The 13,611-nt window shown below is 61.9% G+C and carries 17 protein-coding genes; 11 read left to right on the forward strand and 6 right to left on the reverse strand.

The features are described from left to right. Nucleotides 1–10: 10 nt before the first annotated feature. The gene (locus tag ABW22_RS06040) at nt 11–694 is read right to left on the reverse strand and encodes an FHA domain-containing protein (RefSeq protein WP_059753212.1); all 684 of its coding nucleotides are present in this window, start codon (nt 692–694) and stop codon (nt 11–13) included. A gap of 6 nt (nt 695–700) precedes the next feature. Beyond that, a complete protein-coding gene (locus ABW22_RS06045) occupies nt 701–1,540 on the reverse strand; it encodes a PP2C family protein-serine/threonine phosphatase (protein ID WP_059753215.1) in 840 nt (279 codons plus the stop codon). A gap of 91 nt (nt 1,541–1,631) precedes the next feature. On the opposite strand from ABW22_RS06045, the gene ABW22_RS06050 reads away from it, so the two are divergent. The 9 genes from ABW22_RS06050 (at nt 1,632) to ABW22_RS06090 (ending at nt 9,662) form a co-directional block, all read left to right on the forward strand. Further along, nucleotides 1,632–3,110 (forward strand): serine/threonine-protein kinase, encoded by a 1,479-nt coding sequence (locus ABW22_RS06050; RefSeq protein WP_082708578.1) that lies wholly within the window; start codon nt 1,632–1,634, stop codon nt 3,108–3,110. Nucleotides 3,111–3,114: 4 nt separating this feature from the next. Next, the gene (locus ABW22_RS06055; protein WP_059753220.1) at nt 3,115–3,522 is read left to right on the forward strand and encodes a TssQ family T6SS-associated lipoprotein; all 408 of its coding nucleotides are present in this window, start codon (nt 3,115–3,117) and stop codon (nt 3,520–3,522) included. Between the two features lie 172 nt (nt 3,523–3,694). Further along, the gene (locus ABW22_RS06060) at nt 3,695–4,594 is read left to right on the forward strand and encodes a hypothetical protein (RefSeq protein ID WP_059753223.1); all 900 of its coding nucleotides are present in this window, start codon (nt 3,695–3,697) and stop codon (nt 4,592–4,594) included. Then, the gene (gene metA / locus ABW22_RS06065) at nt 4,575–5,627 is read left to right on the forward strand and encodes a homoserine O-succinyltransferase MetA (protein WP_059753225.1); all 1,053 of its coding nucleotides are present in this window, start codon (nt 4,575–4,577) and stop codon (nt 5,625–5,627) included. The genes ABW22_RS06060 and metA overlap by 20 nt, the downstream gene beginning before the upstream one ends. Continuing rightward, a complete protein-coding gene (locus ABW22_RS06070; protein ID WP_059753230.1) occupies nt 5,624–6,718 on the forward strand; it encodes an MlaE family ABC transporter permease in 1,095 nt (364 codons plus the stop codon). Before metA ends, ABW22_RS06070 begins: the two co-directional genes overlap by 4 nt. Then, entirely contained in the window at nt 6,718–7,485 is a 768-nt protein-coding gene (locus tag ABW22_RS06075) for an ABC transporter ATP-binding protein (RefSeq protein WP_059753235.1), read from the forward strand. The genes ABW22_RS06070 and ABW22_RS06075 overlap by 1 nt, the downstream gene beginning before the upstream one ends. Then, nucleotides 7,475–8,422 (forward strand): MlaD family protein, encoded by a 948-nt coding sequence (locus ABW22_RS06080; RefSeq protein ID WP_059753238.1) that lies wholly within the window; start codon nt 7,475–7,477, stop codon nt 8,420–8,422. The genes ABW22_RS06075 and ABW22_RS06080 overlap by 11 nt, the downstream gene beginning before the upstream one ends. After that, the gene (locus ABW22_RS06085; RefSeq protein ID WP_059753243.1) at nt 8,419–9,186 is read left to right on the forward strand and encodes an ABC-type transport auxiliary lipoprotein family protein; all 768 of its coding nucleotides are present in this window, start codon (nt 8,419–8,421) and stop codon (nt 9,184–9,186) included. Before ABW22_RS06080 ends, ABW22_RS06085 begins: the two co-directional genes overlap by 4 nt. Before the next feature lie 47 nt (nt 9,187–9,233). Further along, nucleotides 9,234–9,662: a DUF4426 domain-containing protein gene (locus tag ABW22_RS06090; protein WP_059753247.1), complete on the forward strand. Its 429-nt coding sequence runs from the start codon at nt 9,234–9,236 to the stop codon at nt 9,660–9,662. A 49-nt stretch (nt 9,663–9,711) separates the two neighbouring features. Here the strand turns inward: ABW22_RS06090 and ABW22_RS06095 are convergent, their stop codons facing one another. The 4 genes from ABW22_RS06095 to ABW22_RS06110 all read right to left on the reverse strand — a co-directional run bounded on the left by ABW22_RS06095 (nt 9,712) and on the right by ABW22_RS06110 (nt 12,508). Further along, nucleotides 9,712–10,392, reverse strand: coding sequence for a sulfite exporter TauE/SafE family protein (locus tag ABW22_RS06095; RefSeq protein ID WP_059753251.1), 681 nt, complete (start codon nt 10,390–10,392; stop codon nt 9,712–9,714). A 72-nt stretch (nt 10,393–10,464) separates the two neighbouring features. After that, on the reverse strand, nt 10,465–11,850 hold the full coding sequence (locus ABW22_RS06100; RefSeq protein WP_059753254.1) for an AmpG family muropeptide MFS transporter: 1,386 nt from the start codon (nt 11,848–11,850) through the stop codon (nt 10,465–10,467). A 40-nt stretch (nt 11,851–11,890) separates the two neighbouring features. Then, nucleotides 11,891–12,283: a type II toxin-antitoxin system death-on-curing family toxin gene (locus ABW22_RS06105; RefSeq protein ID WP_059753259.1), complete on the reverse strand. Its 393-nt coding sequence runs from the start codon at nt 12,281–12,283 to the stop codon at nt 11,891–11,893. Next, complete coding sequence (locus tag ABW22_RS06110; RefSeq protein ID WP_059753262.1) at nt 12,284–12,508, reverse strand: AbrB/MazE/SpoVT family DNA-binding domain-containing protein; 225 nt, start codon at nt 12,506–12,508, stop codon at nt 12,284–12,286. It abuts the gene before it with no gap. A 125-nt stretch (nt 12,509–12,633) separates the two neighbouring features. Here ABW22_RS06110 and ABW22_RS06115 point away from each other — a divergent pair, with 125 nt between their 5' ends. Beyond that, nucleotides 12,634–12,822 (forward strand): hypothetical protein, encoded by a 189-nt coding sequence (locus tag ABW22_RS06115; protein ID WP_059753266.1) that lies wholly within the window; start codon nt 12,634–12,636, stop codon nt 12,820–12,822. Continuing rightward, nucleotides 12,822–13,580: a hypothetical protein gene (locus tag ABW22_RS06120; RefSeq protein ID WP_157648566.1), complete on the forward strand. Its 759-nt coding sequence runs from the start codon at nt 12,822–12,824 to the stop codon at nt 13,578–13,580. Before ABW22_RS06115 ends, ABW22_RS06120 begins: the two co-directional genes overlap by 1 nt. The last annotated feature ends 31 nt before the right edge of the window (nt 13,581–13,611 follow it).

Genomic DNA, 13,611 nt, shown 5'->3' on the forward strand with positions numbered 1-13,611 from the left:
CCTTGGGTTCTTATTTGAGCAGAAACAGCAGCTTTTCATCTCCCACTTCGATTACATCGTTGGGCGTCAGTGGCCGGGGTTCCTTCCCGATGGATTTGCCGTTCACGCGCGCGGGTTTTTTCCCCTCGACATGGGTGATGAAATAACCGTGCGGACGGGAATTGATCACCGCAAGTTGTTTTCCGGGTGTGCCAACGATATGGAGTACCTGCGACAATTCGATTTCCGCGCCGGGCTGAGCGCCCTTGACTTCCCGGATCAGACCCAGGCGCGCGCCTTTCTTGAAGCGCCGCTCCTGTTTTGCCGTCGCCAGCGCATAGGCGCCAACCGGTTGAGATGGCATGCCGCCTTCCAGCGCGGAGGCGTGAATGATCATCGTCCTGTCGAAACTCGGGCCATCGATGGCTTTATGGTTGCGGTAACGGATCTGCACATTGGCAATTTCGATGACATCATCATTTTGCAGGATATGCCGGGCGATGGGCCTGCCATTCACCAGGGTGCCATTGGTGCTGTCCAGGTCTTCCAGGATGTCGTCGTTGCCGACTGAGGTAATGCGGGCGTGAGATCTGCTGACTCCCATGATGGCAAGGCACAGGTCACTGTCGGTTCGGCTGCCGATCGTGAAGCTGGCTTCGTTGAGAAAGCAGTTTTCGATGACTTCACCATTCTGACTGACGATCAATTTTGCCATGCGGGTTTAACGTCCGAATAACCAGGCGAAGAAACCCTTGCGCTTCGCGGCTGGTGTGGCATGCGGCCCGGCTTTTGCCAGGATGACGGAGATATTGTCTTCGCCGCCATTGTCGTTGGCAATCATCACCAGTTGGCTGGCGGCGAGCGGCAAATTGGCCTGGAGCAAATTGAGCACCCGTTCGATATCAGCGTTATCCACCATGTCGTTCAGACCATCCGAGCAGGCCAGGTAGATATCGCCCGGCAGGACGTCATCCTCGACAAGGGAAACCGCCACCTCGGCCTGCAGGCCCAGCCCGCGCGTCACAAGGTGGCGGTTGTGCGAAGTTGCCGCGGCCTCGGCGCTGAGTATTCCCTGGTCGATTTGCTCCTGCAATAAGGAATGGTCATGCGTCATCAATTCCAGGTGGTTAGCACGCAGTCGATAGACGCGGGAATCGCCGACATGCGCAATCGTGACGTGATTATTCCGAAACAGCAGGAGCGCCACGGTTGACCCCATGGCTTGATCTTGAGTGCTGTTGGTGCGCTGTGCGCGTTGTTGGCCTTCCAGAAAAATCGCACGATTGGCTCTTTTAACACTGGTTTGCACCAATTCGGCAACATCGCTGCTGGCGTCTGGCCTGCCCTGCAAGCCACGGGTCAGTCCCTCCACGATGATGTGGGTGGTCAGGCTGCTGGCTACGTCGCCGGATTGGTAGCCGCCCATCCCATCCGCCAGCACCAGCAGGCCCAGTTCGCTGACTGTGGCAATACTGTCTTCGTTCAGGCCTCGCAGTAATCCGGGGTCGGATCTGGCGGCGATTTCGAGCGATAGGGGCGGTGAGGAGGAGGCGTGTGGCAAAACGATAGTCTCTTGGTGTTTGTTATAATTTACCTTACGAGAATTCTCTCACCTGGAATCACCCCAAAGCAAGTCACCCGTCCCCGCCCGCATGGTCAGTCAAACACAATTCGGTCGTTATGAAGTGGTCTCGGCGCTTGGGCAGGGCGCGATGGGCGCGGTTTACAAAGCGGTTGACCCGCTGATTGAGCGCACCGTCGCCATCAAGACGATCAACCTCGATCTGTCAAAAGAAGAGCGTGCCGATTTCGAAGCGCGCTTTTACCGCGAGGCCAAGTCTGCAGGACGACTGAGCCATTCCAATATCGTCACCATTTATGACGTCGGCGAGACTGACGATGTCGCCTATATCGCGATGGAATACCTGGAGGGCGAGTCGCTGCGCGAGATGCTCGATTCCGGTGTGGTTTTTCCGCCAGACCTGATCGGCAGGGTCGCGGCGCAAATTGCGAGCGCACTGAATTACGCGCATGAAAACCACGTGGTGCATCGTGATATCAAGCCTGCCAACATCATGATCACGCCGAACCGTGACGTCAAAATCATGGATTTCGGCATTGCCCAGATTCCTACCGGTTCGCGCACGCAGGCCGGCACCGTGCTGGGCTCGCCCAAGTACATGGCGCCGGAGCAGGTGGCGGGCCAAGCCACGGATGGCAGAACAGATATTTTCGCGCTGGGGGTGGTGTTGTACGAAATGCTGACGGGGGTCACGCCATTTAATGGCGATAACCTCAGCGCCATTATGTACAAGATCCTGCATGAAGACCCCGCGCCGCCCAGTACGGTCAACCTCGGGGTGCCGCCGGTGTTCGACCGGATCATCAGCCGGGCCCTGGCAAAACGGCCTGAAGACCGATACCAGACCGCCAGGGAATTTGCCCGCGATCTGGGGCATGAAGCCTTTATCCCCCAAGGGGCGCGCCAGCCTGCCGCCAGCAAGCAGCCGGGGGAACCCGTGCAGGCAAGCAGGGCAACGACGGCGCAGCAAGACGCGACGCTCTACTTGCCGCCACACAAAGCCAGCGGCGTGTTTGCAATGCCGCCTGCGGACAGCGGGCGGGGCATTCAAGCAAAAATCGCCTCTTTTCTGGGCAATGCACAACTGCGCCGCACGCGCTTCCTGCTGGCAATCCCGGTGTTGCTCGTTGCCGCGTTTGTGATGGTTTTGCAGGGGCTCCCGCCAAAGCGCGTCGAGCTCCCTGCCCCGGTTGCGCCAAGGCTTGAAACCGAGCGCGTCAACACGCCCCTCCCGACGGCTGCCCCCGCCAGCGAGATTGCAGTCCCCCTGGCGAAACCAAAGGCCGCGCCCGCAGTGGCCGCATCGGCAATTCCCCAAGCGCCTGCAGCGGTGGCGCAGGCGAAAGCCACTGTGAGGCTGGCAATTTCGCCCTGGGGCGAGGTGTTTGTCGATGGCAGGCGCGTCGGCGTATCGCCCCCACTTACCCTGTTGCAACTTGAGCCGGGCAAGCACGAGGTGGAAATACGCAATCAGGCGTTCGTACCCTATCGTGTTATCGTGAATCCGGAACCCGGCCGGTCGCACAAGATCAGGCACAAATTCAAGTAAGGACATGACGATGATGCGGATAGGTGCGCTGCTTTGCGCCACCCTGCTGATGACGGCCTGCGCTGCGCCCATCATGCGGGATAGCGGTCTGGATAAGTTCGCCCCCCGCAAGGCGGAACAGGACTTGTCGGCGGGTATTCGGGCTTACGAAGACGGTGATTACAGAAGCTCCGCTCGGTTTTTGCAGAACGCGTTTTCAGCAGGGCTATTCCTGAATTCAGATAAAGTGGCGGCGCACAAGTATCTGGCTTTCATCCATTGCGCCCAGGCGCGGGAAAAGTCATGCCGCAATGAGTTTCGCAAGGCGCTGGAGCTCGATCCTGAATTTGAATTGACCCCTGCAGAATCGGGCCATCCCTCGTGGGGGCCGGTCTTTAAATCCCTCAAATCGGAGATGGCGAAAAAGCCATAGGAGTCGTCAGGACGGGTTCGGGTTCGGCGTACGATTTTACCCCGGACTGCTGATGGTGACGGCCAACACACAGCCAATGCATGCCGGGAATCATCCGGCGCCGTTTATCGCGCCCTTTTGTATTGGGTGGCTTTTCGGTAGGCTTCGCGCTAATCCCACGAAAAAGCCCCCCATGCATTTCACCCCCGACACCTTCCGCGCCTGGCCGACCAAGCGAATTACCCTGCTCGGCATGTCCGGCGTCGGCAAGACGCACCTCTCGGGCATGCTGCGCGGCCACGACTGGTTCCACTTTTCCGGCGACTACCGCATCGGCACGCGCTATCTGGACGAGCCGATTCTCGATCTGATCAAGCAGCAGGCGATGCAGGTGCCTTTCCTGCGCGAGCTGCTGCGGCGCGACTGGATCGACATCAAGAACAACATCAAGATCCACGACCTCGGGCCGGTGCTCACCTTCGTCGGCAAGCTCGGCGGGCCGGCGTGGGGCGGGTTGCCGCTGGACGCGTTCTCGCGCCGTCAGGCCGCGTATCGCGACGGCGAGATCGCCGCCATGCGTGACGTGCCGAGTTTCATCCGCAAGGGTCAGGACATCTACGGCTACCCGCACTTCGTCAACGACGTTGGCGGCAGTCTGTGCGAGCTGGACGAGCCCGGTGTGGTCGAATTGCTGGCCGAGCACACGCTGATCCTCTATATCCAGACCACCACGCGCGAGGAAGAAAACACGCTGATCAAACGTGCGCAGTCCGACCCCAAGCCGCTGTATTTCCGCCCAGCCTTCCTTGCCGAGCACCTGCCCTTGTATCTCAGGGAAAAAGGCCTCGAATACGTGGCCCAGGTCGAGCCAGACGATTTCGCCCGCTGGGTATTCCCGCACCTGTTCCATTCGCGCATTCCGCGCTACGAGGCGATTGCCGAGCCGCACGGCTACACCGTGACCTCGCAGGAAGTGGCGCAGGTGCGCGACGAGCGCGATTTTCTGGCACTCGTCGAGGCTGCGGTGGCAAGGAAGGGGTCAGGGGTCAGGGGTCAGGGGTCAGGGGAAGCGAATGCCACTGGTTGCGCATAACGCCCTCCCTACCTTCGACCGCCTGCGCCGCGACGGCATCACGGTGCTGTCGACCGAGCGCGCGGCCAATCAGGAAATCCGCGAGTTGCACGTCGGCCTCTTGAACATGATGCCGGACGCGGCGCTGGAGGCGACCGAGCGGCAGTTCTACCGGCTGGTCGGCGAATCCAACCCGATCGCGCAGTTCTACATGCATCCGTTCACCCTGCCGACGCTGCCGCGCAACGAAACGGCGCGTGCGCACATCGCGCAGTATTACGAAAGCTTCGAGGATATTCGCGAGAAGGGGCTGGATGCCCTCATCATCACCGGCGCCAACGTCAGCCACCCCAACCTGGCCGATGAAGCGTTCTGGCAGCCGCTGATCAAGGTGATCGACTGGGCCTGGGACAACGTCACCTCGACGCTGTGCTCGTGCCTGGCCACCCATGCGGTGATGCAGTTCCGCCACGGCCAGACGCGGGTGAAGCAGCCGCAGAAAATCTGGGGCGTGTTCGAACACCGCGTCACCGACGGCCGCCATCCGCTGGTGGCCGACGTCAACACCCGCTTCGATGTGCCGCACTCGCGCTGGAACGACGTTTCGCATGCGCAGTTCGCGGCGGCCGGACTCAAAGTACTGGTCGAAAGCGCGGAAGCCGGCGTGCATCTGGCAGTGAGCCACGACGGCCTGCGCACCGTGTTCTTCCAGGGCCATCCCGAATACGACACGGTGTCGCTGCTGAAGGAATACAAGCGCGACCTGCTGCTGGCCGCCGCTGGCAACCTATCCAATTGGCCGCCGTTTCCGGCGCGCTATTTCGACCGCCAGGCGCAGGCGCTGCTGGCCGAATTCGCCCGCCGCACGCGGGCGGGCGAGACGCTGGCCTTCCCCGAGGCGCACCTGCTGCCGCTGATCGACAATACCTGGCACGACACCGCCGAGGCGGTGATCGGCAACTGGATCGGCTGCGTCTATCAGGTCACCCATCGCGAGCGCGGCCTGCCCTTCATGCCCGGCATCGACCCCAATAATCCATTGGGTCTGGCGTGACAGAAGCGCGCGCGCACTTTGACGAGGCGCTGGGCGCGCTGGTCGTCAGCGGCATCTGGCATGCCGATGCCGCGTCCGCGCTGCCGAAACTGGCCGGCAAGACCGTGCGCATCCTCGACGGCGCCGGCGTCACCCAACTCGATACCAACGGCGCGTGGCTGCTGCTCGCCGCCGCCCGTCCGCAGGCCGGCGACCCGATGCCTGAGCTGCGCGGCTTCCAGCCGCAGCATCTGGCAATGTTCAAGCTGGTGGCGCCGCACAGCGCGGCCACCGCCGCAGAACCCGAACCGCGCAGCGAAGGCGTGCTGGAGTTCACCGGGCGCGGCAGCATCGCAGCGTGGGGCCATCTGGTCGGCCTGCTCGACTTCGTCGGCCGCCTGTCCATCGAACTGTTGACGCTGATGGGCAACCCGGGCCGCTGGCGCTGGCGTGAATTCGGCGCCCAGGTGGGCACGGTGTTCGTCGGCGCGATCCCCATCGTGGTCGGCATGCTGTTCCTGCTCGGCGTGGTGTTCGCCTACCTGCTGGGGGATCAGGCGCAGCAATACGGCGCCAACATCTTCGTTGTCGACGGCCTGCTGCTGGCGATCCTGCGCGAGGTCTCGCCGATCATCGTCGCCGTCCTGGTGGCCGGGCGCACCGGTGCCGCCATTACCGCGCAGATCGGCACCATGAAGGTGACCGAGGAAATCGATGCCATCACCACGCTCGGCCTGTCGCCGCTGGCGGTGCTGGTGATTCCGCGCATCCTGGCCCTGCTGCTCGCCCTGCCGCTGCTGGTCTTCATCGGCGACATCGCCGGGATGGCCGGCGGCATGCTGGTGACCCAGCAGCAGCTGGATATTTCGTATTTCATGTTCATGGACCGGGTGGCTGACGTGCTGGATCTGAAAACCCTGCTGGTTGGGCTGGGCAAGGCGCCGGTGTTCGCCATCTTTATCGCACTGATTGCCTGCCGCATGGGGCTTTCGGTCACCCGCGACGCGCGCAGTGTCGGTGCCCACACCACCTCCACCGTGGTGCAGAGCCTGGTCGCCATCATCATCCTCAATGCCATTTTTGCCATCATGTTCGTGAAGCTGGGAATCTGATGACAGAAGCCGTCATCGACGTTCGCGACCTCGTCACCACGCTGGGCGGGAACAGCATTCATCGTGATTTGAATCTTTCCGTTGCGCGCGGCGAAGTGGTCGCCTTGATCGGCGGCAGCGGCTCCGGCAAGTCGGTGCTGCTGCGCGAAATCATCGGCCTGTTGAAGCCGCAGGCCGGCCGCATCGAGCTTTTCGGGCAGTCGGTTCTGGACAGCACCCCCGAGCAGATGAACCTGCTGCGTCAACGCTTTGGCGTGCTGTTCCAGGATGGCGCGCTATTTTCCTCGATGAATGTGGAGGACAACGTCGCCACCCCTTTGTTCGAGCATACCGACCTGCCCCACGCCACCTGCCGCCGACTGGCGCGGCTGAAGCTCGCGCTGGCTGGGCTGCCGCCGGACGCCGCCAAAAAGCGCCCGAGCGAGCTGTCAGGCGGCATGCGCAAGCGGGTGGCACTGGCGCGCGCGCTGGCGCTGGACCCCGAACTGCTGTTTCTGGACGAGCCGACCTCCGGCCTCGACCCGACTTCGGCGCGCGCCTTCGATGCGCTGATCCGGCTGTTGGCAGACAGTCTCGGCCTCACTGTATTCCTCGTCACCCATGACTTGGATACACTGTTTTCAATTATTGACCGCATCATCGTGCTGTCGGACGGCCGTGTGCTGGGCAGCGGCACGGTGGCCGAACTGAAAACCATCGACGACCCGTGGCTGCGCGATTACTTCGCCGCACGGGTGTCGAAAGGAGAACCCCCGCATGGAAACTGAAGGCCGATACACCCTGGTGGGCATCCTGGTGCTGGCGGTGATTGCGCTGTTGACTGTGGCCGTCGTATGGCTGACGGGCGCGGCCGACCGCATCGCCTATCAGAACTACACCCTCTATTTCAAGCAGCAGTCGCTCGACGGGCTGGCGGTCGGCAGCCCGGTGAAGATTCGCGGGATCAAGGTCGGCGTGGTCGACAGCTATCGTTTCGCCAAGGACAAGGATGAAGCCGTCAGCGTCACCGCCCGCATCGACGAGGGCGTGCCGGTGCACGTCGGCGCCGAGGCCTACATCAAGCGCAACCTGGTGACCGGTATTGCGTCGGTTGAGATCAACAACGGCCCGAGCGACGCACCTTTGCTTGACGTCGTGCCCCAGGGCGAACGCTATCCGGTGATCGCCGAGGGCAGTTCCGACATCGACAAGGTCGCCACTGCGGTGTCCCGGATGGCGGAAAACGGCGCGCAGGTGCTGGAACGCATGAACACCCTGCTGTCGGACGAAAACCAGCTTGCCATCAGCCAGACGCTGGCCAACCTCAACGATCTGTCCGGCCATCTGGCCGCCAACAAGCAGAGCCTCGACGCCGTGGTGCAGGGCATCCGCGATGCCTCCGACGAATTTCGCTTTGCCGGCGCCAGCATCAGCCAGGCCGCCACCCGTGCCGAGGGCAGCATTGTCAGCGTCAGCCAGAACGCCGATGCCACGCTGAAGGAGGCCACCGTCGCGATGGAAAAACTGCAGGGCGAAGCCAGCCTGATTTCCGGGCAAATCCAGCAACTCACCGAAACCAGCACGCTGGAGTTGACCAACATCAGCCGCGACGTGCGCACCAGCGCCGAAACCCTCAACACCGCCGGACAGCGCCTGTCCAACCCGCGCGAAATCCTGTTCGGCCCCGGCCAGCAGCGGCTCGGCCCCGGAGAAAAATTGCCATGAAATCCGCCCTAATCCTTGCCGCGCTGAGCTTGGTGCTGACCGGCTGCGTCAATTTTGGCGAAAAGACCAAAATCCCCGCCGTGGTGTATTACGTGCTGAACGACCCCGTGTCCGCGACCGATCCCGCCCCGCCGCGCGCCGACGCCCTAAAGGACTCCGATCCACTACGCGCTAAAGTCCCGCAAGGCGGGATGGAATCGTATGCCCCACAAGGGGACTCCGACTTTCTACGGGCTAAAGCCCGTGAAAGATCGTATGCCCTAAAGGACTCCGATCCACTACGCGCTAAAGCGCGTGTGGAATCGTATGCCCCGACCCTGCTGGTACTCGACACCACCACGGGCAGCTTTTATGACACCGACCAGATCGTCTTCAGTCGCAGCGCCGGCACCCGTGGCCAATACCAGTTCGCGCGCTGGACCGAGCGCCCCGGCAAGCGCTTCGCCGACCTCATGCGCACCCGCCTCGACCGCCAGGGCGCCTGGAATGTCAGTGCCGCCGGCGGCTATGTGCGCGGTGACATGCTGCTGGACACCGAGCTGGTCGAGTTCTATCACGACGCCGCCAGCGAGCCGGGCCAGATGCGCCTGGTGCTGCGCGCCGAACTGGTCGATCTGAAGCAGCGCGCCCTGCTGGGGCGCCGCGTCTTCGAACAGCAGGTGCCGTTGACGACCTATGATGCGGCCGGTGCCGCGCAGGCGGCCAACCTGGCAGTCAGCCGCGCGCTCGACGCGCTGAGCGCCTGGCTCGCCACGCTGCAATAAGCGCCTACAATCTAGACAGCATCGCCCACAACAAAAGGAGAGAGACCATGAAGCGCCTGCTTGCCGCCCTGTGCCTGTGTTCCGTCACCGCTGTTGCCCACGCTGAAATCGCGCAGAAATTCGGCCCGTACGAAGTCCACTATAACGCCCTCACCACCGACGAACTGCTGCCCGAAGTCGCGCGCGCCTACAAGATCGAGCGCAGCAAGACGCGTGGAATGGTCACGATGTCGGTACTGAAACAGAACGAGGTGGGCGTGCTCTCGCCGGTGCCGGCCAAGCTCACCGTCTATGTCACCAATCTCAATCAGCAACTGGCCAATGTGGAGATGCGCGAGATCAAGGAAGGCACCGCGATTTACTACCTGGGCGAATTCCGGGTCACGCCCCCCGACACGCTGAAATTCACCGCCACCGTTGAAGTGGCCGGCGAACCCAGGCACGAGTTGGTGTTCAACCAGAAGTTCTACCGATAAGCCGTCAGCGCCGCATCAGCCGCTGTCCATGCCGGGCATGCGTCCTGTTTCAGGCGTTGGCGAACGTCGAATAAGCCAGCATGAGCAGGCCCCATACCCCAAACCCCGCCACCATCAGTCCTGCCGCGCGGCGCACCCACAACCGCTGCATGAAGGGCTGAATCTGCCGGGCGAACAGGCCCATGCCCAATAAATTCGGCAGGGTGCCGAGCCCGAATGCCAGCATCAGTGCGGCGCCGGAGGTGGCACTGCCGGCTGCCAGCGCCGACACCAGCACTGAATACACCAGCCCGCACGGCAGCCAGCCCCACGCCATCCCCGCCAGCACCGCCTGCGGCAGCGACTTCACCGGCAGCAGTTTCTGGAACAGCGGCCTCACCACGCGCCACACCGCGCCGCCGGCGCGCTCGAACACCCGCACCCATTGATTGAATCCGGCCAGATACAGGCCGAGCAGGATCATCACGACTTGCGCCAGCACATACAACAGCAGCTGTACCGGCATGACCCCGGCCAGCTTGAACGTGGCGCCGAGCGCCCCCGCCAGCGCGCCGAACAGCACATACGACGACACTCGCCCCAGGTTGTAGGCCAGATGCATGCGGAACGGCGGGTGCGTGCCGTCGGCGCGGAACGAAAACGCCGCGACGATGCCGCCGCACATGCCGACGCAGTGCACCCCGCCGAGCAGGCCGGCGAGGAGGGCGGCGAGCAGGGAAAATTCGATCATTTAAATCTTTCACCACAGAGACACAGAGACACAGAGAACCCCTTAAACCCACTCCCCGACCAGGCTCGTCTCCTATGCATTTCTCTGTGTCTCTGTGTCTCTGTGGTGAGATGTTTGTGATCGACCCACCAGCCAAACCAACAACAGCACCGGCACCCCGATCAGCGCGGTGCCGGTGAAGAAGTTCGCCCAGCCGAACGCATCGACAAACTCCCCGGAAAAGCCCGCGATGAACTTGGGCAGGAGCAGCATCACCGAGGTGAACAGCGCGTACTGGGTGGCCGAATACGCCTGGTTGACCAGGCTGGAGAGGTAGGCGACGAAGGCGGAGGACGCGATGCCGGCCGAGAGGTTGTCCGCCGAAATCGTGAACACCAGCGCGCCGACATCGTGGCCGCGACCGGCCAGCCACACGAACAGCAGGTTGGTTGCCGCGGACAGCACCGCGCCGAGGAACAGCGTGCGCATCACGCCCATGCGCATGACCAGCAGGCCGCCCAGCCCGGCGCCGACGATGGTCATGATCACGCCGTAGACCTTGGACACGGTCGCCACTTCGTCCTTGGTGAAGCCCATTTCCTGATAGAAGGGATTGCTCATCACCCCCATCACCACGTCGGAGATGCGGTAGACGGCGATCAGCGCCAGCATCAGCACGGCCTGCCATTTGTAGCGCTGGATGAAGTCGATGAAGGGCGCCAGCACCGCGCTGTAGACCCACGCCGTGGCGGTCAGCAGCCAGCCGTGCAATCCGGCTGCGGCGAACCGTTCCCGCGTGTGCGCCTCGCGCTCGGTGGTGACGGTGGAGATTTTCTTTTCCGGCTCGCGGATGACTAGCGTGGTGAGCATGCCGACGACCATCAGCGCCGCCATTACCGTGTACGCCACCTGCCAGGGACGGAAGTCGTAGGTCGCTTCGGAGGGGTCGACGCTCGCCGCGATCCATAGTACGCCCGCGCCCGCCGTGATCATTGCGATGCGATAGCCCGCCTGATAGGTCGCCGCCATCGCCCCCTGCTTTTCCATCTCGACCGCTTCAATCCGGTAGGCATCGAGCGCGATATCCTGCGTCGCCGAGGCGAACGCCACCGCCAGTGCAAAGAACACCATATGCGTCAGGTTCAGCGCCGGGTCGGTGTTGGCCATGCCGAGCAGCGCGGCGGCAATGCAGACCTGCGACAACAGCAGCCACGCCCGCCGCTTGCCCAGTCGCGCCGTCAGAAACGGCAGCGGCAGCCGGTCCACCAGCGGCGACCACAGAAACTTGAAGCCATACGCCAGCCCTACCCAGGAGAGATGCCCGATCGTCGCGCGCGCAATGCCCGCTTCGGAGAGCCAGAACGACAGTGTGCCCAGTACCAGCAGCAAGGGCAGCCCGGCGGAAAAGCCGAGGAACAGCATGCCGACGACGCGCGGGTGGGTGTAGACCTTGAGGGCGTTGAGCCAGGGGTGAGACATGGTGAGTGGAGAGCCGTGAGTGGAGAGCGGAGAGCGGTTATCAGCCGCGAGGCGTGGTGTGCGTGCGTAGCCAGGCGGCGAGCGTGGCTTCGTCCCATTCGCTGGCGGCGACGGCTAATACGGCGAGGGTGGCCTCAGCCTGGGTGGCGATCAGCCGCTGCCCATTCGAGTAGAGAAACAAGCCCAAGGCGAGGAAAGCGGCGCGTTTGTTGCCATCCACAAAGGGATGATTCTTTGCGAGGCCGACGCAATAAGACGCAGCCAGTTCGCACACATCCGGCTCGCCGTACGCTGCCAGATTGAGTGGCCGCGCCAGCGCTGAATCGAGCAGGCCCTCATCGCGCAAGCCCGATAAGCCACCGTGTTCGGCCAGGCTCTCGTCGTGCAGCAACAGCAGGACGCGTTTGTCGAACCATCTCCAGTCGCGTGCCACTTACTTGGCCAGTTCGTGAAAGGTGTCCCGGAAATCACGCATGAAGGCGCGACCCGCTTCGATCTGTTCTTCCAGACTGGGGTCATACGGAGTCATGGCCACGCCGTCCGGCGTTTCGGTCACAAATACCGTGTCGCCTTTTTCCAGTTTCAGACGCGCCAGTACTTCCTTGGGCAGGATCAGGCCGACCGAATTGCCGATTTGGGTGAGTTTCAGGGCATGCATGGCAGACTCCTGTTGGTTATAACGGTTGTTATATTAGGCCGCGATGCGGCATTTGCCAAGGGGCAGACCGAGCACCTGAGTCGTGCTGTGCTAGCCTGCTGCAATATCCCGCCTAAAACATCCCAATGAGCAGCCAACCCAAGCCCCCAGCGAACACCGCCCAGCCAATGTGGCGAGTGGCATTGGCTGATGACCTCGCCTGGCGCACGCCGCAGATCGAAGCGTTGAAACAGTCCATCGCCGCCGCCGACCGGGGCGAATTCGCCAGCGCCGACGAAGTCGAGCAGTTTTTCAATGACAGGGCATCTGAATAGTGACGGAAAAACCACCAAATCAGCTTCATGCGTTATCTGGGCTGAAAGCCCAGCTTGATGGCTTGGTTGAAGCAGCACGCCCAATTGTTGACCAGATTCGGGCACAGTTCGAACAGCTCGCCCCGCTTCTTTTGACAGTGGCAGAAGCATTCAAGACGCTTCCTGATCGTACCAAGGAGGCATTGCTGAAACTGGGTTCTCACGGTTGGTACTTGGATCCGGAATTGCCAGCGGATGCCATTTTCCGGTTGGCAGAAATTTTTGATACAAAAACGAAGGAAGAAGCTGATCGGGTTTTGTGCGGTTGGGTTGATTCACATGTCAGCAACATTGAGGCGCAACTCGCAGATGCTTACCCGAGCCGGCAGGCGATATTACGAGAGGCATTCTCAGCACATCAACAGAAAATGTATGCTGTATCAACCCCAGTATTTCTGGCGCAGGCTGATGGTATCTGCCAAGAAATGCATGGCGTGGGACTATATAAAAAGCACCGAGATGGCGACCTTGTTTTAAAGAGAAAAATACAGCCTCTCGAAATTGGGCACTTTGAAGAGGCGATGTTGGCACCCCTGATTACAGTCCTTCCGGTTATTGCCAAGGCCAACGAGCGAACCTTGTACGGCAACCAGCTAAATCGACATGCGATTCTTCATGGCGAGAGCTTGGACTACGGCACCTTTGAAAACAGCTGCCGAGCTATTTCACTTTTGTCTTATTCTGGGTGGGCGCTCCGTGCATTAATCCCGGGTAAGTAAAGGGCGCGCGAATGCGGTGCTCGTGCTGGCG

Source organism: Thiobacillus denitrificans (genome assembly GCF_001530125.1).
GTDB classification, from domain to species: Bacteria; Pseudomonadota; Gammaproteobacteria; order Burkholderiales; family Thiobacillaceae; genus Thiobacillus; species Thiobacillus denitrificans_C.